This is a genomic window from Brevundimonas sp. AAP58 (assembly GCF_001295975.1).
Classification (GTDB): domain Bacteria; phylum Pseudomonadota; class Alphaproteobacteria; order Caulobacterales; family Caulobacteraceae; genus Brevundimonas.
This window is the reverse complement of sequence record NZ_LJHU01000018.1, coordinates 16,221-36,459: the sequence shown is the minus strand read 5'-3', so window position 1 is coordinate 36,459 and position 20,239 is coordinate 16,221. Positions and strand designations below refer to the sequence as shown.

Genomic DNA, 20,239 nt, shown 5'->3' with positions numbered 1-20,239 from the left:
TCAGCGCGCGTTCCGTGACGACCAGTGGATGTGGCGGATGCGCCAGCCGTCGGCCGTGCGATGCAGGATCATCGTCTCGGCGCCCAGGCTGTTGATCGGCCGGTCGTTGAAGGTGCCGGTGGTCCGTCCTTCGGTCAGGACCCAGGCGATTTCGCCCTCGACCCAGGCGGCGCGGCGCGTGACCTCGTCGGTCGTGGCGGCGGCGAAGGTCATGTCGGCGGGCAGGTGATGACCAGCGTATTCCTCGCGCGAGCGTTCCGCGCCCCCGGTTTCCAGGACGACCACGTCCTCGGTCAGCAGCGCCAGAACGGCGTCTGCGTCGCCCGAGCGCAGGGCCGCGTGGAAGGCGTCCACGACCGCGATGGCCGGGGCCGTGGCGGCGTCGGCCGCCTGGGCGACCGCCGGGGCGGTCGGACGGTCGTGCGCCGAGGCCGGCACGGCGACGAGGCCCAGAAGGGCGGCGAGGATCAGGCGGGTCATCATCGGCTCCGAACGGGCGTAGGGGTGAGGAGACAGTCGGTCGCAGGTCGTATCGTTGACTCTGTACCAATGTACGCAGTGCAAGTCTGCGCCAACTGGAATCGAGACCCTACGCCATGATCGACCGAAATCGCCGAGGACTTTTGATGGGACTGGGCGGCGCAGCGACGGCCTGGGCGGTGCAGGGCCTGCTGCCCGTCTGGGCGCAGACCGGATCGCCGGGCCTGCGCGCCGATCTGCCGACGCTGGAAGGCCCGGACGTGCGCCTCAGCGTCGGCCACTCGCCCTTCACCGTCGGCGGCCGGACAGGCCATGCGATCACCGTCAACGGGACCCTGCCCGCGCCGCTGATCCGGTTGCGCGAAGGCCAAAGGGCTCGGCTGTCGGTGACCAACACCCTGGACGAAGACACCTCGATCCACTGGCACGGCGTGCTGCTGCCCTTCCACATGGACGGGGTGCCCGGCGTCAGCTTTCCCGGCATCCGGCCGGGCGAGACGTTCGAGTACGAGTTCCCGGTCATCCAGTCGGGCACCTTCTGGTACCACAGCCACTCCAACCTGCAGGAGGCGATGGGCCACTACGGGCCGCTGATCATCGACCCGGCAGGGGCCGATCCGGTGGCTTACGACCGCGAGCATGTGATCGTCCTGTCGGACTGGAGCTTCCTGCATCCGCACGAGATTCTGGACCGCCTGAAGAAGAGCCCCGGCTACTTCAACCAGTCGCGCACGACCCTGTCGGGCCTGCTGTCCGGCGAGGACGGCATGTCGCTGGCCGACCGCCGGATGTGGGGCCAGATGCGGATGGACCCGCGCGACATCGCCGACGTCAACGGCACGACCTACACCTATCTGGTCAACGGCCATGGCCCGGCCGAGAACTGGACCGGCCTGTTCCGCCCCGGCGAGCGGGTTCGGCTGAGGGTCATCAACGCCTCGGCCATGTCGATCTTCAACGTCCGCGTCCCGGGCCTGGCCATGACGGTGGTCAATGCCGACGGCGAGAACGTGCGCCCCGTCGAGACCGACGAGTTCCAGATCTCGGTCGCCGAGACCTATGACGTCATCGTCCGGCCCATGGACGACCGCGCCTACACCCTGGTCGCCGAGTCCGTGGATCGCTCCGGCATGGCGCGGGCGACGCTGGCGCCCCGGCTGGGCCTGACGGCCGAGGTTCCGCCGCTGCGCCAGGTTCCGACGCTCACCATGCGCGACATGGGCATGGGTGGCATGGCGGGCATGGACCACTCGGCCATGGGTCACGGAATGGATCATTCCGCCATGGAACACGGCGCGCCGGCCGCCGCGTCGATGGATCATTCTGCCGTGGGGCACGAGGGCATGGCCCACGACATGCGCAACCCGGACAACGCCCCCGCCGGCATGGCGGTCGGCGTCGGGGTGGACATGATCTCGTCGGACCCGGCCAACCGCCTGGGCGAGCGGCCCATGGGGCTGGAGGACGTCCCGCACCGGGTGCTGGTCTACACCGACCTGGTGTCGCTCGCCCCCAACAAGGACCAGAGGCCGCCGTCGCGCGCGCTGGAAATCCACCTGACCGGCAACATGGAACGGTTCATGTGGGGCTTCGACGGGCGCAAGTTCTCAGAGATCGTCGAGCCGATCCGTTTCGAGCGGAACGAACGGGTGCGGGTGACCCTGGTCAACGACACCATGATGGCCCACCCCATCCACCTGCACGGCCACTTCTTCGAGCTGGTGACGGGCGGCCCGCCCGGGCATCAGCCGCTGAAGCACACGGTCAATGTCGCGCCGGGGTCCAAGGTGACCTTCGACCTGACGGCGGATGCGCCCGGCGACTGGGCCTTCCACTGCCACATGCTGATGCACATGCACGCGGGCATGTTCAACGTCGTCACCGTCCGCCCGCTGGATGGAGCGGCGTCATGATCCGCCTCATGACCGCGCTCGTCCCTCTGCTGCTGGTCGCCGGGACGGCGGCTGCCCAGGACCACAGCCATCATGCGACGCCCGCCCGACCGCCGACTCAGACTCCTGCGGCTGATCCGCATGCGGGACACGCCATACCCGCGCCGGCTCAGGCCGCTGATCCGCACGCCGGGCACGACATGGGCGCACCCTCTCAGGCCGCTGATCCTCACGCGGGTCACGCGATGCCGGCCCAGAACGACCCTCACGCAGGTCATGATATGAGCCGCCAGTCCGCCGGAGGTCCGCCCGACGTGCCGACCAGCGCGGATGACGAGGGCCGGCCGAGGCAACCGCCCCTGCCGCCCGCCGCCCTGTCCGGCCCCGCCCATGCCGCCGACGCCATCTGGGGAGCGGACCAGATGGCCGGCGCCCGCGACATCCTGAGGCGCGAGAACGGCGACGTGCGCGCCACCGCCGTTATCATCGACCGGCTGGAAGTCGGCTTCGACGACGGCGAGGAAGGCTGGACCTGGGACGTCGCGGGCTGGACCGGCGGCGACATCAACCGCTTCTGGTGGAAGTCCGAAGGTGAAGGCGACTTCGACGGCGAGGTCGAGGGCGAGGTTCAGGCGCTCTACAGCCGCGCCATTTCGCCCTTCTGGGACGTGCAGGCCGGGTTGCGCCAGGACTTCCGCGAGGACGGCGAGGATCCGACGCATCTGGTGCTCGGGCTTCAGGGCCTGGCCCCCTACTGGTGGGAGTTCGACGCCGCCGCCTTCCTGTCGACCGAGGGCGACCTGACCGCGCGGGTCGAGGCCGAGTACGACCAGCGCATCACCCAGCGCCTGATCCTGCAGCCGCGCGTCGAGATCGAGGCCTCGGCCTCCGACGTGCTGGAGCTCGGTCTGGGCTCGGGCTTCACCCATGTCGAGGCTGGCGTGCGATTGCGCTATGAGATCGCCAAGGAGTTCGCGCCTTACATCGGCGTGGAATGGAGCCGGGAGCTCGGCGACACTGCCGATTTCACTCGCGCGGCGGGCGGAGAGCCTGAGCACACCCGGTTCGTCGTCGGCTTGAAGGCCTGGTTCTGAGGAGTATCGAGATGCGCACCCTTCTTCCCCTTGTCGCCGCCGGCCTGTTCGTCGCCGCGCCCGCCCCCGCACAGGACGCCCACACCGGCCATGGGGCGCATGCGGGCCATGGCCAGGCCGCATCCGGCGACCACGCCGCGCATAGCGTCGTCACCAGCCCGGCTGACGGGGCCATGACCGACGGCCCGCCCGACTGGTTCACCGCGACCTTCCCGCACGCCATGACGCTGAAAGCCGTCACGGTTCAGGCCGAGGGCGGCTCGGCCGTGTCGGTCCCGGTCGCCGCCGCCGCTGCGACCACGCGAGTCTCGGCCGAGCTACCGACGCTTCGGCCCGGGAACTACGTTCTGAACTGGACCGCCGAGGGCGGGGACGGCCACGCCATGACGGGCACCGTCCGCTTCATGGTGCATTGATGATCCGCGCCCAGACCCGGCGCGCCCTTCTGGCGGGGGCGGTCGCAGCGACCGCAGCAGGGCCTGTCCCGGCGCAGGACCGGCGGATGACGGCCTACAAGACGCCCTGGTGCGGCTGCTGCGACGGCTGGGTGGCGCACATGCGCGCGGCCGGCTGGACGGTCGAGGTGGTCGAGCGCGAGGATCTGGCCCCGATCCGCGCACGGTACGGCGTGCCGGATCGCTATGCCGGGTGCCACACCGCCGTGGTCGGTGCCTACGCCATCGAGGGCCATGTGCCCGCCGCCGATGTGGAGCGCCTGCTGCGCGAGCGGCCAGCGGCGGTGGCCCTGGCCGCGCCCGGGATGCCCGCCGGATCGCCGGGCATGGAGGCGGCGGGTCGCCAGCCCTATGTCACCCTGCTGATCAACCGAGCTGGAGAAGCCACCGTCTTCGGGCGCCACAACGGGGCCTGAGCCTCAGGCGGCCTCGCCCTGGAAGGCGGCGATGATCGGGCATGGCCCGGTGTCCTTCGACGCGCAGGCTCCGGCCAGCCGCCTTAAGCCCGCCCGCGCCTGCTCCAGATCGGCGATGGTCCTGTCCAGCGCCTCGAGGCGTTCGGCCGCGAGCGCGCGGGCCCGCTCGCGATCCTCGCCGGCGTCCAGCGAGAGCAGCTCCCGGATCTGCTCCAGGGTGAAGCCCGCCGTCTGGGCCGAGCGGATGAACTTGAGGCGCCGCACATCCTCGTCGCCATAGCGCCGGATGCCCTCGCCCACGCCGCTGGAGGACCACCGTTCGGGCTTCGGCATCAGGCCGCGCCGCTGATAGAAGCGGATGGTTTCGACGCCCACGCCGCCTTCGCGGGCCAGGCCCGCGATCGTTCGAACCTTCATGATTGACTCCGTACCTCAGTACGGAACCTAGGCTTGCCGCTCCGGATTGCAAGCTGCGGAGCGCATCGTGTCCAACCTCTCCCGAACCGCCGTCCTTTATCGGATGGTCATGCCCGGCCAGATCTGTCCCTGGGGATTGAGAGCGCGTTATCTGCTCAAGGGGCGAGGGTACGCGATCGATGATCGCGGCCTGACCACACGAGACGCCGTCGAGGCCTTCAAGGCTGAGCGAGGGGGGAAGTCGCTACCTCAGATTTTCATCGACGGCGTCCGTATCGGGGGCTACGACGACCTGCGCCGCTATCTGGGCCTCAAGGTGCGCGAGCCCGAGTCTCTGACCTACACGCCCATGAGGTGGTCGTACTAGTCGGAGCGCCGATCTTCACCATGACACACCGTGCCGACCCGTCTGGTCCTGCCGAGGCGACCACTTCGCCAGCCCCTACCTTACAAGGAACCTCCGCTGTCCTGACCCTTATCGCCGCCGCGACGGCGCTGCTGGGTTGCGCGTCCGTGCCTGTCGTTGATCCGGTGCTCAAGGACGACGGCTCCGCTGGTTTCGCGGCTGCCTGTGTCGGCGTGCTCGCCGCAGAGAGGGGCCTATCCCAGCGACAAGGGGCCGATCTCGATGTTGTCGGCCTCCGGGCGCTCAGCGAATGGATGTTTCAGGCGAGCCAGCGGAGCTCGCCGTTCGACGATGAAATCGGCCGATCAACTGAACGACGTCAATGGGCCGAGCGGCTGTCGGCTGATGACCGCGCTTCCCGAATCCGGACTTGCGTCCAGGAAGCCTCAGTCTGACGGCCTCTTGTCGATAGCCACGGCAGTCGCGTCGACGCTCAAACCTGACATTCGGTCTGAAGGTCGGGCGTCCGGCGAGCCAGGACTCTCCTCTGGTGGCGCCATCGCCATGACGGTGACTGCTCTCCCCACGCCGCCTCCGGCGCCAGGCCCGGAATCGTTCGAACCTTCATGATTGACTCCGTACCTGAGTACGGAACCTAGGTTCGCCGCCTGGATTGCCAAACCAAGGAGTGCACCATGTCCAACCCGTCCCGAACCGCCGTCCTGTATCGAATGGTCATGCCCGGCCACACCTGTCCCTGGGGGCTGAAGGCCCGGCATCTGCTGAAGAGCCGGGGCTATGTCGTCGACGACCGCTGGCTGACCACGCGTGAGGCGGTGGACGCCTTCAAGGCCGAGCACGGCGTGACCACCACGCCCCAGGCCTTCATCGATGGCCAGCGCATCGGCGGCCACGACGACCTGCGCCGTTTCCTCGGCCTGAAGGTCCGCGACCCCAAGGCCCTGACCTATACTCCGGTCCTCGTCGTGTTCCTGACCACGGCCGTGATGGCGGCGATGCTGAGCCTGACGGTCCACGGCACGCCCCTGACGGTTCAGGCGGGCGAATGGTTCATCGCCCTGTCGATGATGGCGCTGGCCATGCTCAAGCTGCAGAACGTCGAGAGCTTCTCGACCATGTTCCTGAACTACGACCTCCTGGCCAAGCGGTGGGTGCCTTACGGGAAGATTTATCCTTTCGCCGAGTTCGGGGCGGGCGCCCTGATGCTGGCGGGGGTCCTGACCTGGCTATCGGTCCCGATCGCCCTGTTCATCGGCGGCATCGGCGCGGCCTCGGTGTTCAAGGCCGTCTACATCGACAAGCGCGAACTCAAGTGCGCCTGCGTCGGCGGCGACAGCAATGTGCCGTTGGGCTTCCTGTCCCTGACCGAGAACCTGATGATGATCGCCATGGCGGTCTGGATGGTGGCGATGGAGGTCGGCGGAGGTCGCGAGATGATGGCGATGTGAGCGTGCCAAGGTCCGAAGTTGGAGGCCTATCCGATGACCGCTCCGGGCGCTAAATGGTCATACCAGACCTGGTCCAGGACTGCGTTTGACCTGCGCGATCATGCTTCGCCGTTGATCGGTCCAGAGCGTGGCGCGGCAGTTGACTGTCGCGGCTATAGTGGCCATTAGACCGCGCTCCAAAGGTCCGGGCCCCTCTGGCAGCCGAGGCGTCGGCTGCGATGTCGGATCGCCGTATGGATTGGTGCCACGCAGCGCCATCTCACATTGCTCGGGGGTGCGGGATGCTGGAATCCCTTCCGTTTCTGGCTGCGACCTATGCAGGGCAGCCCATTTGGCTCTGGATCGCCTTCCTGGCGTTCATCGGCCTGCTGCTGTGGCTCGATCTGGGGGTCGTCAACAACAAGGACGGCATCGTATCGGCGAGGAAGTCCGCCGCGATGTGGGCGTGCTTTGCCTCGCTCGCGATCGCGTTCGGGGCCTATATCTACTTCGTCTACGAGCCCGATCCCACCTACTATATCAGTCCTGAAAACCTGAACCAGCAAGCGCTTCTGCAGTACTTTACTGGCTACCTTCTGGAAACCGCCCTCGCGTTTGACAATATTTTTGTCATCGGGATGATCTTCACCTTCTTTGCGGTTCCGAGAGAGTACCAGCACAGGGTGCTTTTCTGGGGCATCATGGGCGCGATTGTTTTCAGGGGTATCTTCATCTCGCTCGGAGCGGCGATCGTCAACGAGTTTACCTGGGTTCTGTTCATCTTCGCCGCCTTCCTGATCTTCACGGGCTGGAAGATGATTTTCGGCGCCGACCACGAGATGGACCTGAACCAGAACCCCGTCCTGAAGTTCCTCAGAAGGCGGCTGCGGATCACCGACACGATCGAGAACCACAACTTCTTCGTCAGGAGACCGGATCCGAAGGGGTCCGGCCGGCTGATCCTGTTCGCAACCCCCCTGTTCCTCACCCTGATCATGGTTGAGGTCGTGGACGTCATCTTCGCGGTGGACTCCGTCCCTGCGATCTTCGCCGTCACCAAGGACCCCTTCATCGTCTACACGTCCAACATCTTCGCGATCCTGGGCCTGAGATCGATGTATTTCATGCTCGCCGAGGCTGTGGCCCGGTTCAAATACCTGAAGTACGGCCTGTCGATGGTGCTCGTGCTGATCGGGGTGAAGATCATCTGGAACTTTGGGCTCTACAAGGGTTGGAAGGACATCACGGGCGAAGCCCTCGTGCCCTACCTCGAGCCTCAGTGGTCCCTGATCGCCACCCTCGCCCTGATCGGTGGAGCCATGGCCTACTCCTGGTTGAAGACGCAGGACACCGGAAAAGACGGATAAGGCTCTGGGTGCGCCCGGCGGCCCGCGCCGTCCGGTCCCTCTGGCGAGCCATGTCGCCGCGATTGTGTGGCTTGGCGACGGGCTCTAAGGACCCTGGTGGCGGATGGCATCGGTCATCGCACGGGTGTGGTGGCGAACCTGGGAGGCTTGCTGATGTCCGGGGCTGGAACGGGCGGCGTCAAGGCTGTCCCGGGTGCGGAGATCGAAGGCCCGCCGGCCGAGGGCGGCGGAGCGGGACCCGCCGGGCGCAAGCTGGGCCTTGTTCTGGGCCCGGCGATCGCGATCTGCCTGCAGCTGGTCGGTGCGCCCGGGGGCCTGTCGGCCGAAGCCTGGTGGGTCGTGTCGATCATGGCCCTCATGCTCGTCTGGTGGGTGAGCGAGGCGGTCCCCATCGCCGCCACGGCCCTGGTCCCGCTGATCGCGCTTCCGCTCACCGGCGCGGCCACCGCTGCCGAGGCAGCCCGACCCTATGCCGACCCGATCCTGTTTCTCTTCATCGGGGGCTTCATGCTGGCCGCCGCCATCGAGCGCTGGGGTCTGCATGCCCGGATCGCTCTCACGGTCGCCGGGGCGGTAGGCGGGCATCCCATGGCCCTTGTCGCAGGGTTCATCCTCGCGGCGGGGCTGTTGTCCCTATGGATTTCCAACACGGCCACGGCCCTGATGCTGACGCCGATCGCCGTCGCCGTCGCCCGAGCCATGGCTGACAATGGTCATCGCGATCCCCGTCTTGGCGTCGCGCTCGTGCTCGGTGTGGCCTATGCGGCCTCGATCGGCGGCATGGGCACGCCGGTGGGGTCTCCCACCAACGTCATCGCCATGGGTTTCCTGAACGAACGGGGGGTCGACCTGTCTTTTGTTCAGTGGATGATGCTCGGCGTTCCGGTGGTCGTGGTTATGCTCCCGATCCTGTGGTTCATCGTGACCCGCGGATTGCTGACCGCCAGCGCTGACGACGCCGCCCGGGGGCGGGCCGTGTTGCAGCGTGCGCGCGAAGCCCTGGGTGCGGCCACTGTGGCCGAGAAGCGGGTTCTGGTGGTCTTTGCCGCCGTCGCGTCGGCCTGGATGCTACGCGAGCTCGTACTCGTGAAACTGCCCGGCCTGGAGCGGCTGAGCGACATGGGCATCGCCATCGTTGGGGCGCTGGCCCTGTTCATCCTGTCGTCTGGCGATCCACAAAGGCCCCGGCTGCTGGACTGGTCGAGCGCGGAACGCATCCCCTGGGGCATCGTCATCCTGTTCGGCGGGGGGCTGTCGCTTGCTGCAGCCATGGACGGCACCGGCCTGTCGGCGTGGCTCGGTGAGGCGATGGAGGGCCTGCGGGGACTTGAGCCGTTGATCATCCTGCTCGCCCTGATCCTGATCACCCTGATCGCGACCGAAATGTTGTCGAATGTCGCGACCTTGACGGCCATGCTCCCCATTGTCGCCGCCCTCGCGGCGGCGCTTGGGATCAATCCCCTGCTCCTGGTCTTCCCGGTGACCCTGACCGCCAGCCTCGGATTCATGCTACCGATCGCAACGGCGGCCAACGCTATCGCGTTCGCGACCGGCCTTCCATCGCTGCGAACCATGCTGTGGAAAGGCTTCTTGCTGAATGTGGCGGGCGTCGTCGCGATCCTCGCTGTGAACACCCTGTTCGCGGAGGGGGTGCTCGACCAGCCGGCCCCCTGACGCCCAGTCTCGGCGATGGCGTTCGATGACGGACGCGTGGCCTTGTCGTCCCGCCTCGGGGCGTTTGAAGATGCACGACCGGGGAAGGCCGCATCGAAGCGGCCTTCCAGAGCATCCTGATGACCGTGCTGGCAGAACCGGTCCGACGCGACCGTTCCGGCCGTGGCTGCCAGTCCTCGGTAAAGCGACAGGGCGCGCCGGCAAGGCCCGCGGCTAGGTCGGGTTTGCTGGCGAAGGCTTGATCGGGTCGGATCGCGTGGTAACGGCGGCGTCCTCGGGCAGGGGAATGAACTCGTGGTCGTCCTCGGTCGGCAGGGTCATGCGGCCCGCCTTCCAGTCGTGCTTGGCCTGTTCGATGCGTTCGCGCGACGAATGGACGAAGTTCCACCAGATGTGCCGCTCGCCCACCGGTTCGCCGCCCAGAACCATGACCGTCGACGGGCCGATGGACCGTACGGTCGGTTCGGCCGTCGGCTCCAGCACGATCAGCTGGCCCTCGTGGAAGGTGCGGTCGCCGATCTCGACCGAGCCCGTGGCGACATAGAGCGCCCGCTCCGACATGCCGCCCGCGCCCCTGCCCGGCGGCGGAGCCGTGCGCACGCCGTCCTTGAGCTCCCAATGGACATAGAACAGGGGCGAGGAGACCTGCACCCCGGCCTTGGCACCATAGGCTTCGCCGGCGACGAGACGCGCGAACAGGCCGCCGTTCTCATAGAGGGGCAGGCCTTCCTCGCCGATGTGCTGGAAGCTGGGGTCGGCGTCTTCCGCCTCGGTCGGCAGGGCGATCCAGGCCTGCATGCCGTTCAGCTTGCCCCCTTGCGCCTTCCTCAGCGGATCGGTGCGTTCAGAGTGGACGATGCCCGTGCCGGCGGTCATCCAGTTCACCTCGCCGGGCCGGATCGGCTGGGTGTAGCCCAGACTGTCACGGTGCAGGATCTCGCCCTCGAACAGATAGGACAGGGTCGACAGGCCGATGTGCGGGTGGGGCCGGACGTTGATGGCCTCGGCACCCGGCGCGAACTCGGCCGGGCCCATGTGATCCAGAAAGATGAAGGGCCCGATCATGCGGCGCGAATGGAACGGCAGCACGCGCCCGACCTCGAAGCCGCCGAGGTCCTTCCTGCGGGCGTCGATCACCATCTCGATCATGGTCGGGCCTCCTGAACTGTGCCTGGGACTATTGCACGTGGGGCGTGACGATGCCCAGCGGAAGGGTAGTGACGTTCTTCACGCCGCGGGTGACGATGTGGCTCTCGCAGTCCGAGACGATGCCGAGGCTGAGCAGCTTCTCGCGCAGGAAGTTGTCAAAGGCGTGCATGTCCGACGTGATGATGCGCAGGACATAGTCCTCGCGGCCGGTGATGGTGGCGCACTGGACGACCTCGGGCCAGTTTGCGACGGCCGCCTCGAAGGCGTCGAGGTTGTCCTTGGACGGAAGGCTCAGCTTGACGATGGCGTAGACCTCGAAGTCCAGACCCAGAAGCCCGGCGTCCAGCAGGGTCACCCGCTTGCGGATGAAGCCCGTATCCTCCAGTCTCTTGATCCGTCTCCAGCACGGCGAGGCCGACAAGCCTACCCGCTCGGCGACCTCCGCGACCGACAGGCCGGCGTCCTGTTGCAGGATGTCCAGGATGCGGGCGTCGATCGGGTCCAGTTCGTCAGCCAAGGCGTTTCTCCGATTATCGTTATCGCGCAATAAAATACCCTAAATCGACCTTGCGCAAGGTGATAATAGGCGAGCGTTAACGCGAGGTGCGTGTTATGAGCGCCGGAAATCAGTGACGCGCTCGGATCAACCGGACGGCAGGATGGAATGACCAGGAACTCAAGGCCGCTCTCGCTGCGCGTGCCGGAGCCTTCGGGCCGCCCGGGAGACGCGCCGGACTTCAGCCACATCAAGATCGACGCCGCAGGTAGCGTGGACCGTCCGCCGGTCGATGCGCGGCCGGTGCAGATGCTGGACCTGGCCTTCCGCCTGGTGCGGGTTCTGGACGACGAGGGCCGGGCGGTCGGGCCGTGGGATCCCAAACTGGATCCCGAGACGATGCGCCGGGGTCTGAAGGCCATGATCCTGACCCGCGCCTTCGACGACCGGATGCACCGCGCCCACCGCCAGGGCAAGACCAGCTTCTACATGAAGTGCACCGGCGAGGAGGCCATCGCGGTGGCCCAGGGCATGATCCTGAGCCGCGAGGACATGGGCTTTCCGACCTATCGCCAGCAGGGCCTGCTGATCGCGCGCGGCTATCCGCTCGCGGCGATGATGAACCAGATCTATTCCAACGCCGAAGACCCGATCAAAGGCCGCCAGCTGCCGATCATGTATTCGGCCAAGGACTATGGGTTCTTCACCATCTCTGGCAATCTGGGCACCCAGGTGCCCCAGGCCGTCGGCTGGGCCATGGCGTCTGCCTACAAGGGCGACGACAAGATCGCCATCAGTTGGATCGGCGACGGGGCCACGGCGGAAGGGGACTTCCACAACGCGCTCACCTTCGCCGCCGTCTATCGCGCCCCGGTGATCCTGAACGTCGTCAACAACCAGTGGGCCATCTCAAGTTTCATGGGCATCGCCGGCGGGCTGGAAACGACCTTCGCCTCCAAGGCCATTGGCTATGGCCTGCCGGCGCTGCGCGTCGACGGCAACGACTTCCTGGCCGTCTGGGCGGTGACCCAGTGGGCCGAGGAGCGGGCACGGACCAACCAGGGCGCGACGGTGATCGAGCTGTTCACCTATCGCGGCGCGCCGCATTCGACCTCGGACGATCCCAGCCGGTACCGCCCCGGCGACGAGCACGAGAAGTGGCCGCTGGGCGATCCGATCGCGCGGCTCAAGCAGCACCTGATCGCGCTCGGCGAATGGTCCGAGGAGCGGCAGGCCGAGGCGGAGACCGACGCCGTCGAACAGGTCCGCGCCGCGGGCAAGGAAGCTGAGGCCATCGGCACGCTCGGCCAGTCGCGCCCGAGCGTGAAGACCATGTTCGAGGAAGTCTTCGCCACCGAGGACTGGCGCCTGATCGAACAGCGCCGGGAGGTCGGCGTATGATGCTCCTTTCTCCCCGCTCATCCCGGCGAAAGCCGGGACCCAGTGCTTTGGGCGATGACAACAACCGCATCCGCACCGGCCGTTATCCGGCGCACTGTGCTTCACAAAAGAACTGGGTCCCGGCTTTCGCCGGGATGAGCGGAGGTTTTCATTGACCGAAGCCACCTTCACCGACGCCGACATCCAGGATGGCATCGAGCCCGACATGGAGGTTCAATCGAACGCCCCGGCATCCGACGCGCCCGAGGCTCCGGCCGTCGTGCCAATGAACATGATCCAGGCGCTGAACTCGGCACTGGACGTGAAGATGGCCGAGGACCCCAACGTGCTCTCCTTCGGCGAGGACGCGGGCTATTTCGGCGGGGTCTTCCGGGTCACGGATCACCTGCAGAAGAAGCACGGCCTGACGCGCAGCTTCGATGCTCCGATCTCGGAATGCGGCATCGTCGCCGCGGCCATCGGCATGGGCTCATACGGCCTGCGTCCGGTCGTGGAGATCCAGTTCGCCGACTACATCTATCCGGCCTACGACCAGATCGTCTCGGAAGCCGCCAAGCTGCGCTATCGCTCGGCCGGCCAGTTCACCGCCCCGATCGTCGTGCGAAGCCCCTATGGCGGCGGCATCTTCGGCGGCCAGACCCACAGCCAGTCGCCCGAAAGTCTGTTCACCCACATCGCCGGGCTGAAGGTGGTGATCCCGTCCAATCCGTATGACGCCAAGGGTCTGCTGACCGCGGCGATCGAGGACGACGATCCGGTCATCTTCTTCGAGCCCAAGCGCCTCTACAACGGCCCCTTCGACGGCTGGCACCAGAACCCGGTCTCGCCGTGGAAGGCCCAGGCCCTGGCCCAGGTGCCGACCGGCAAACATGTCGAGCCGATCGGCAAGGCGCGCATCTTGCGCGAGGGAGCCGACGTCACCATCCTGGCCTATGGATCGATGGTATGGGTGTCGCTGGCCGGGGCCGAGCACGCCGGCGTCGACGCCGAGGTCATCGACCTGCGCAGCCTCGTTCCGCTCGACATCGAGACCATCGAGGCCAGCGTGAAGAAGACCGGCCGATGCGTCATCGTGCACGAGGCTCCGAAAACCTCCGGGTACGGAGCGGAGCTGTCGGCGCTGGTGCAGGAGCGCTGCTTCTATGAGCTGGAGGCACCGATCACCCGCGTCTGCGGCTGGGACACGCCCTATCCGCATGCGTTCGAGTGGGAATACTTCCCCGGCCCGCAGAGGGTCGCCGACGCCCTGAGATCCGTGATGGCGGGAGGACGCTGATGGGCCGCTACGTCTTCAAGCTGCCCGACGTGGGCGAAGGCACCGCCGAGGCCGAACTGGTCGCCTGGCACGTCGCCGTGGGCGACACCGTGGCCGAGGACCAGATCCTGGCCGACGTCATGACCGACAAGGCGACGGTGGAGTTGACCAGCCCGGTCGCGGGCAAGGTCACGGCTCTACATGGCGAGCCCGGCGTGATGTCCCCGGTCGGCGGGCCGCTGGTCGAGTTCGAGGTGGAGGGGGCGGGGAATGCCACTTCTTCTCCCTTCCCCCTCGAGGGGGGAAGGGCCGGGGATGGGGGTGGAGCCCCGCTGCCTGAAGCGGCCCAGGAAGACGCCGACGGAGTCTCCGCGTCCGACGACGAAGATCGTGCCTCCACCCCCACCCAACCCTCCCCCCTCGAGGGGGAGGGCTCGAGTCTCGGCAATTACGTCTTCAAACTCCCCGACGTGGGCGAGGGCACGGCCGAGGCCGAGCTGGTCGCCTGGCACGTCGCGGTCGGCGACGCGGTCTCCGAAGACCAGCTGCTGGCCGAGGTGATGACCGACAAGGCCACCGTCGAGCTGACCAGCCCCGTCGCGGGCGTGGTCACGGCCCTGCACGGCGAGGCTGGAACCCAGGTTCCGGTCGGCGGCCCCCTGGTGCGCTTCGACGTTGAAGGCGCCGGAAACGTTGCCGCCTCGGCCAGAGCCGCTGCGCCCACCCCGGCTCCGGCCGCCAAGGCTGCCCCTGCGCCGAAAACCGACAGTTCCAAGCCAAAGCCGGTTCCGGCGGTGTCCACCGCTCCGGTCGCGCGGCAGGCCCAGACCCCCGGCGTCCGCCCCCTCGCCTCGCCCGCCGTGCGCAAGCGTGCCCGCGAACTCGGCATCGAGCTGCAGTTCGTCCCCGGCTCCGGCCCCGCCGGCCGCATCGAGCACGGCGATCTGGACGCCTTCCTGGCCGGCGGATCGCGTCCGGCTGCGTCCGCTTCGACAGGCTCCACCTACGCCCGCGCCGAGGGCACGACCGAGGTCCGCATCATCGGCCTGCGCCGCAAGATCGCGGAGAAGATGGCCGAGAGCGTCCGGCGCATCCCCCACATCACCTATGTCGAGGAGATCGACGTCACGGCGCTGGAGGAGCTGCGCGCCCACCTGAACGCCCAGAACAAGGGCACGGATCGGCCCAAGCTGAACGTCCTGCCCTTCATCGCCCGCGCCATCGTCGTGGCGCTGCGCGACCAACCGACGATCAACTCCCACTACGACGACGAGGCCGGGGTCCTGACCCAGCACGCCGCCGTGCATCTGGGCATCGCTGCCCAGACGCCCAATGGCCTCATGGTGCCCGTGGTCCGCCACGCGGAGGCGCGCGACCCCTACGACACGGCGCTCGAGATCGCCCGCGTCTCGGGCGCGGCCAAGGACGGCTCGGCCAAGAGGGACGAGCTGACCGGTTCGACCATCACCATCACCTCGCTGGGCACGCTGGGCGGCGTCGTCCACACCCCCATCATCAACCACCCGGAGGTCGCCATCGTCGGCCCCAACAAGATCCAGGAGCGGGTGGTGGTGAAGGACGGCCAGATGGTCGTGCGCAAGATGATGAACCTGTCGTCCAGCTTCGATCACCGCATTGTCGACGGCCACGACGCGGCGGTCTTCGTGCAGCGGATCAAGGGTCTGCTCGAGCAGCCCGCGACGCTGTGGATGGGGTGAGGCTGGCGGTTCATCCCCGCGCCGCTATATGATATACGCAACGTATATCACGGAGATCGACATGCGAATTCTCGTGGACGCCGATGAGGGTCAAGTCGCCGCGCTGGACGCTCTGGCCAAGCGCGAGAAGCGGCCCCGCGCGGCGGTCATTAGAGCCGCGATCGACGACTATGTAGCCCGCCACAAACAGCCGGCGCCGCTCGCGGACTCGTTCGGCCTGTGGGGCAAGGACGGCGAGGACGGGCTCGCTTACCAGGAAAGGCTGCGCAGCGAGTGGTAGCGGCCCTTCTGGACTCCAACATCCTGGTCGATCACCTCAAGGGCTATCCCCAGGCGACGGCGGAAATCGAACGATATCCAAGCCCGGCGATCAGCATCGTGACCTGGATTGAAGTGATGGTTGGAGTGGGGGAAGACTCGTCCGAACGCACTCGACAGTTTCTTGATCGATTCATCGTCGTCGGTCTGACCGATGCCGTCGCTGAGCGCGCCGTGGATCTTCGCAGGGCCCGCCGGTTGAAGTTTCCTGACGCGGTGATCTGGGCCTCCGCTCAGACGACCGGCCGCCTCTTGGTCACTCGCAATACCAAGGACTTTCCGGCCGACGAGCCGGGCGTCCGCGCCCCTTACGCCCTCTGACAGGTTTCCGATGCAGCAGCTCAAGACAAAGGTCCTCATCATCGGCGCGGGCACCGGCGGCTATGTCGCCGGCATCCGCTGCGGCCAGCTGGGGCTGGAGACCGTGCTGGTGGACGGCGGCGACGGGCTGGGCGGGACCTGCCTGAACGTCGGCTGCATTCCGTCCAAGGCGATCATCCACGCGGCGTCGAAGTACGAGACCGTGGCCAAGGCGGCGGGCGACGGGACGCTGGGCATCACGGCGTCCGCGCCCGCCATCGACCTGTCCAAGACGGTCGAGTGGAAGGACGGGATCGTCCGCAAGCTGAACAGCGGCGTCGCGGCCCTGCTGAAGAAGGCCAAGGTCAAGGTCATCAAGGGCTGGGCGACCTTCCAGGACGCCAAGACCTGCCGCGTCGAGACCGAGGACGGGCCGATCACCATCACGGCCGAGCACGTCATCCTGGCGACGGGGTCGGAAGCCGTCGAGCTGCCCTTCCTGCCGTTCGGCGGCGATGTCATCTCCTCGACCGAGGCCCTGTCGCTGGACGCGGTGCCGGGCAAGCTGGTCGTCGTCGGCGGCGGCTATATCGGACTGGAGCTGGGCATAGCCTATCGCAAGCTGGGGGCCGAGGTCGCCATCGTCGAGATGGCCGACCGCATCCTGCCGCTGTACGACAAGGCCCTGACCGATCCGGTCCACAAGTGGCTGGAGCGGCACGGGGTCCAGCTGTTCCTCGGGGCCCGTGCGGGCGGGTTCGGCGACGGAGCACTGTCGATCACCACAAAGGACGGCGAGCCCCTGTCGATCCCGGCCGACAAGGTGCTGGTGACGGTCGGTCGCAAGCCGCGCACCACCGGCTGGGGCCTCGAGAACATGGGCGTCGCCATGGCCGGGCCGTTCGTGAAGGTCGATGATCGCTGCGCCACCAGCATGAAGAACGTCTGGGCCGTCGGCGACCTGACCGGCGAGCCCATGCTGGCCCACAAGGGCTCGGCCCAGGGCGAGATGGTCGCCGAGATCATCGCCGGGAAGGACCGCCGGTTCGACCCCGTGACGATCGCGGCGGTCTGCTTCACCGAGCCGGAGATCGTCTCGGCCGGGCTCGGACCGCTCGATGTCGAGGGCCGCGACGACGTGATCCAGTCGGTCTTCCCGCTCGCCGCCATCGGCCGGGCCCTGGCCATCGAGGCGGGCGAGGACGGCGGCTTCGTGCGGGTCATCGCGTCGAAAACCGACCACCGCATCCTCGGCCTGCAGGCCGTCGGCCAGCACGTCGCCGAACTGTCCAACAGCTTCGCCCAGATGCTGGAGATGGGGGCGGTGCTGGAGGACGTCGCGGGCGTCATCCATGTCCACCCGACCCTGGGAGAGGCCTTCCACGAGGCGTCATTGCGCGCTCTGGGCCACGCCATTCACATCTGATCGACGGACGGCGTCCGACCGATTCTGACGTATCGATGCCCTATCCTCGGGCTCATCGGGATTCCGCTTGCGCGCCCGAACCGACGAAAAGTGCACGATGTGCACTCAAAAAATGAAAGTGCACATTCGGGTCGCGCCCGAGCCGGAGCGAGGCAGACCTGTCGATTGGACCTAGGATCGAGCGGTCACGCGTGGCTAACTCCGTCACAAACTGGAGGGACCCCATGAAGCCGATCATCGCCGCCGCCGCGCTCAGCCTGCTGCTCGCAGGCACTGCCGCCGTCGCCCAGGAGGCGGCCTCGACCGGTCCGGTCACCCTGGTTCAGGCCGGACGTCTGCTGGACCGACCCGGCCAGGCACCGAGGGGCCCCTCCACCGTCGTCATCCGTGACGGCCGGGTGGTGGAGGTGCGGGACGGCATCGTGGGCGCCGACGCCTTTCCGGGCGCACAGATCGTGGACCTGTCCGACCGTTTCGTCCTGCCCGGCCTGATCGACAGCCACGTCCACCTGGCGACCAGCCAGGCGGGGCAGGCGGGCCTGATCGCGGGCTTCACCGAGAGCGTGCCGACCACGGCCTATCGCGCGGCCGAGAATGCGCGCGTCACCCTGATGGCGGGCTTCACCACGGTGCGGAACCTGGGCGACGGGGACGGCGTGACTCTGGCGCTGCGCGACGCCGCCGCGCGCCACGCCCTGCCCAGCCCGCGCATCGTGGATGCGGGCCGCAGCATCTCCACCACCGCCGGCCATATGGATGGACGCAACGGCCTGAACGATGAGCTGCGCGAGCACACCGACCACGACAACGTCTGCGACGACACGGCCTCGTGTCGCGAGGCCGTGCGGCTGCAGATCAGCCGGGGGGTCGACGTCATAAAGATCGCCACGACTGGCGGCGTGAACAGCCGGATCGGCGCTGGTCTGGGCGCCCAGATGTTCGAGGACGAGGCGCGCGCCCTGATCGAGACGGCGCATCTGTATGGCAAGCGGGTCGCGGTCCACGCCCACGGAGCCGATGGCATCGCCCTGGCGCTGCGGCTCGGCGCGGACTCCATCGAGCACGGCACTATCTTCGACGACGAGACGATCCGGCTGTTCCGGGAGTCCGGTGCCTACTACGTCCCGACCCTGTCGACCGTGAACGGCTATCGCGAGCGGCTGGCCGCCGATCCCAACGCCTACTCCGCCGAGGTCCTGCCCAAGATTCTGTGGCGCATCTCCATCACCGGCCAGTCGCTGGAACGCGCCGTGCCCGGCGGCGTGCGCATCGCCTTCGGCACCGACGCCGGCGTGTCCATGCATGGCCGCAACGCCGACGAGTTCGAGCTCATGGTCCAGCACGGCATGACGCCAGCCACAGCCATCCAGGCGGCCACGGTCAATGCCGCCGACCTGCTCGGCCTCGGCGAAGAGCTGGGCTCCCTCGAGCCCGGCCGCCGCGCCGACATCATCGCCGTCGACGGCGATCCTCTGAGCGACGTTACCGTGCTCAAGGATGTCGACTTCGTGATGCGCGACGGCCGCGTCTACAAGCACGAAGACTGAGCTTCGCCGTTGCCTCTTCAGCGGTCATGGGACAGGAAGCGCCCATGACCGTCGATCCCGCGCTCCCCCGCCACGACTGGACCCTGACCGAAGTCGAGGCCCTGTTCGCCCGTCCCTTCATGGATCTGGTATTCGAGGCCGCGAGCGTCCATCGCCGCTGGTTCGATCCGTCGGAGGTCCAGACCTCGCAGCTTCTGTCGATCAAGACGGGCGGTTGCGCCGAGAACTGCGGATATTGCTCCCAGTCCGCCGCGTTCGACACCGGGCTGAAGGCCGAAAAGCTGATGGACGCGACCTCGGTCATCGCCGAGGCCATGGCGGCCAAGGCGGGTGGGGCCAGCCGTTTCTGCATGGGCGCGGCCTGGCGCGAGCTGAAGGACCGCGATACGCCCAAACTTGCCACCATGATCGCGGGCGTGAAGGCTCTTGGTCTGGAGACCTGCGCGACCTTGGGCATGCTGACCGCCGATCAGGCGCGCCAGCTGAAGGACGCCGGGCTGGACTACTACAACCACAACCTCGACACCGGGCCGGACTACTACGCCGACGTCGTCACGACGCGCACCTATCAGGATCGGCTGGACACCCTGGAGCATGTGCGCTCGGCCGGCATGAAGACCTGCTGCGGCGGCATCGTCGGCATGGGCGAGAGCCGTCGCGATCGCGCGGGTTTGCTGCACGCGCTGGCCACCCTGCCCGAGCATCCTGACAGCCTGCCGGTCAATGCGCTCGTGCCCGTGTCGGGCACGCCGCTGGGCGATCGGGTGAAACGCGAAGGCGAGATCGACCCCATCGAGTTCGTCCGCACCGTCGCCGTCGCGCGGCTGGTCTGCCCCAAGGCCATGGTTCGGCTTTCGGCCGGACGCGAGGGCATGAGCGCGGAGATGCAGGCCCTGTGTTTCCTCGCCGGCGCCAACTCCATCTTCGTCGGTGGCCGCCTGCTGACCACGCCCAATCCGGGCGAGGACGCCGACGCGGCCCTGTTCGCCAAGCTGGACCTGCGGCCGATGGCGCTCGGCACCGAGGCGAACGCTGCGTAA

At 67.5% G+C, this 20,239-nt stretch carries 20 protein-coding genes; 16 read left to right on the top strand and 4 right to left on the bottom strand.

The window, feature by feature from the left end; translation table 11 throughout:
- Complete coding sequence (locus tag IP78_RS02885) at nt 1-480, bottom strand: nuclear transport factor 2 family protein (protein ID WP_054110290.1); 480 nt, start codon at nt 478-480, stop codon at nt 1-3.
- Between the two features lie 116 nt (nt 481-596).
- Here IP78_RS02885 and IP78_RS02880 point away from each other — a divergent pair, with 116 nt between their 5' ends.
- The 4 genes from IP78_RS02880 (at nt 597) to IP78_RS02865 (ending at nt 4,337) form a co-directional block, all read left to right on the top strand.
- Entirely contained in the window at nt 597-2,393 is a 1,797-nt protein-coding gene (locus IP78_RS02880; RefSeq protein ID WP_082384808.1) for a copper resistance system multicopper oxidase, read from the top strand.
- A 260-nt stretch (nt 2,394-2,653) separates the two neighbouring features.
- Nucleotides 2,654-3,466: a copper resistance protein B gene (locus IP78_RS02875; protein WP_231680897.1), complete on the top strand. Its 813-nt coding sequence runs from the start codon at nt 2,654-2,656 to the stop codon at nt 3,464-3,466.
- A gap of 11 nt (nt 3,467-3,477) precedes the next feature.
- Nucleotides 3,478-3,882: a copper resistance protein CopC gene (locus tag IP78_RS02870; protein ID WP_054110200.1), complete on the top strand. Its 405-nt coding sequence runs from the start codon at nt 3,478-3,480 to the stop codon at nt 3,880-3,882.
- Nucleotides 3,882-4,337: a DUF411 domain-containing protein gene (locus IP78_RS02865; protein WP_054110199.1), complete on the top strand. Its 456-nt coding sequence runs from the start codon at nt 3,882-3,884 to the stop codon at nt 4,335-4,337. Before IP78_RS02870 ends, IP78_RS02865 begins: the two co-directional genes overlap by 1 nt.
- Before the next feature lie 3 nt (nt 4,338-4,340).
- On the opposite strand, the gene IP78_RS02860 is transcribed toward IP78_RS02865, so the two are convergent.
- Complete coding sequence (locus IP78_RS02860; RefSeq protein WP_054110198.1) at nt 4,341-4,754, bottom strand: MerR family transcriptional regulator; 414 nt, start codon at nt 4,752-4,754, stop codon at nt 4,341-4,343.
- A gap of 67 nt (nt 4,755-4,821) precedes the next feature.
- On the opposite strand from IP78_RS02860, the gene IP78_RS02855 reads away from it, so the two are divergent.
- The 4 genes from IP78_RS02855 to IP78_RS02840 all read left to right on the top strand — a co-directional run bounded on the left by IP78_RS02855 (nt 4,822) and on the right by IP78_RS02840 (nt 9,589).
- Nucleotides 4,822-5,121 (top strand): glutaredoxin domain-containing protein, encoded by a 300-nt coding sequence (locus IP78_RS02855; RefSeq protein WP_082384815.1) that lies wholly within the window; start codon nt 4,822-4,824, stop codon nt 5,119-5,121.
- 674 nt (nt 5,122-5,795) lie between these two features.
- The gene (locus tag IP78_RS02850) at nt 5,796-6,569 is read left to right on the top strand and encodes a MauE/DoxX family redox-associated membrane protein (RefSeq protein ID WP_054110196.1); all 774 of its coding nucleotides are present in this window, start codon (nt 5,796-5,798) and stop codon (nt 6,567-6,569) included.
- Between the two features lie 281 nt (nt 6,570-6,850).
- Nucleotides 6,851-7,915 carry a TerC family protein gene (locus tag IP78_RS02845; RefSeq protein ID WP_082384807.1) on the top strand — a complete coding sequence of 355 codons (1,065 nt, stop codon included), beginning with the start codon at nt 6,851-6,853 and terminating at the stop codon, nt 7,913-7,915.
- 96 nt (nt 7,916-8,011) lie between these two features.
- Complete coding sequence (locus IP78_RS02840) at nt 8,012-9,589, top strand: DASS family sodium-coupled anion symporter (protein ID WP_054110195.1); 1,578 nt, start codon at nt 8,012-8,014, stop codon at nt 9,587-9,589.
- Nucleotides 9,590-9,802: 213 nt separating this feature from the next.
- On the opposite strand, the gene IP78_RS02835 is transcribed toward IP78_RS02840, so the two are convergent.
- Both IP78_RS02835 and IP78_RS02830 read right to left on the bottom strand, forming a co-directional pair.
- Nucleotides 9,803-10,738 (bottom strand): pirin family protein, encoded by a 936-nt coding sequence (locus IP78_RS02835; RefSeq protein WP_054110194.1) that lies wholly within the window; start codon nt 10,736-10,738, stop codon nt 9,803-9,805.
- 28 nt (nt 10,739-10,766) lie between these two features.
- Nucleotides 10,767-11,255 carry an Lrp/AsnC family transcriptional regulator gene (locus tag IP78_RS02830; protein WP_054110193.1) on the bottom strand — a complete coding sequence of 163 codons (489 nt, stop codon included), beginning with the start codon at nt 11,253-11,255 and terminating at the stop codon, nt 10,767-10,769.
- 147 nt (nt 11,256-11,402) lie between these two features.
- Here IP78_RS02830 and IP78_RS02825 point away from each other — a divergent pair, with 147 nt between their 5' ends.
- The 8 genes from IP78_RS02825 (at nt 11,403) to bioB (ending at nt 20,239) form a co-directional block, all read left to right on the top strand.
- Nucleotides 11,403-12,635 (top strand): 3-methyl-2-oxobutanoate dehydrogenase (2-methylpropanoyl-transferring) subunit alpha, encoded by a 1,233-nt coding sequence (locus IP78_RS02825; RefSeq protein ID WP_054110192.1) that lies wholly within the window; start codon nt 11,403-11,405, stop codon nt 12,633-12,635.
- A gap of 205 nt (nt 12,636-12,840) precedes the next feature.
- The gene (locus IP78_RS02820) at nt 12,841-13,911 is read left to right on the top strand and encodes an alpha-ketoacid dehydrogenase subunit beta (protein ID WP_082384814.1); all 1,071 of its coding nucleotides are present in this window, start codon (nt 12,841-12,843) and stop codon (nt 13,909-13,911) included.
- A complete protein-coding gene (locus tag IP78_RS02815; RefSeq protein WP_082384806.1) occupies nt 13,911-15,608 on the top strand; it encodes a 2-oxo acid dehydrogenase subunit E2 in 1,698 nt (565 codons plus the stop codon). Before IP78_RS02820 ends, IP78_RS02815 begins: the two co-directional genes overlap by 1 nt.
- Nucleotides 15,609-15,669: 61 nt before the next feature.
- Nucleotides 15,670-15,888, top strand: a complete 219-nt coding sequence (locus IP78_RS02810; protein WP_054110286.1) for a ribbon-helix-helix protein, CopG family — start codon at nt 15,670-15,672, stop codon at nt 15,886-15,888.
- Nucleotides 15,882-16,247, top strand: coding sequence for a type II toxin-antitoxin system VapC family toxin (locus IP78_RS02805; protein ID WP_054110191.1), 366 nt, complete (start codon nt 15,882-15,884; stop codon nt 16,245-16,247). The genes IP78_RS02810 and IP78_RS02805 overlap by 7 nt, the downstream gene beginning before the upstream one ends.
- A 10-nt stretch (nt 16,248-16,257) precedes the next feature.
- Entirely contained in the window at nt 16,258-17,652 is a 1,395-nt protein-coding gene (gene lpdA, locus IP78_RS02800; RefSeq protein WP_054110190.1) for a dihydrolipoyl dehydrogenase, read from the top strand.
- 224 nt (nt 17,653-17,876) lie between these two features.
- Nucleotides 17,877-19,199: an amidohydrolase family protein gene (locus tag IP78_RS02795; protein WP_054110189.1), complete on the top strand. Its 1,323-nt coding sequence runs from the start codon at nt 17,877-17,879 to the stop codon at nt 19,197-19,199.
- A gap of 44 nt (nt 19,200-19,243) precedes the next feature.
- Entirely contained in the window at nt 19,244-20,239 is a 996-nt protein-coding gene (gene bioB / locus IP78_RS02790; protein ID WP_054110285.1) for a biotin synthase BioB, read from the top strand.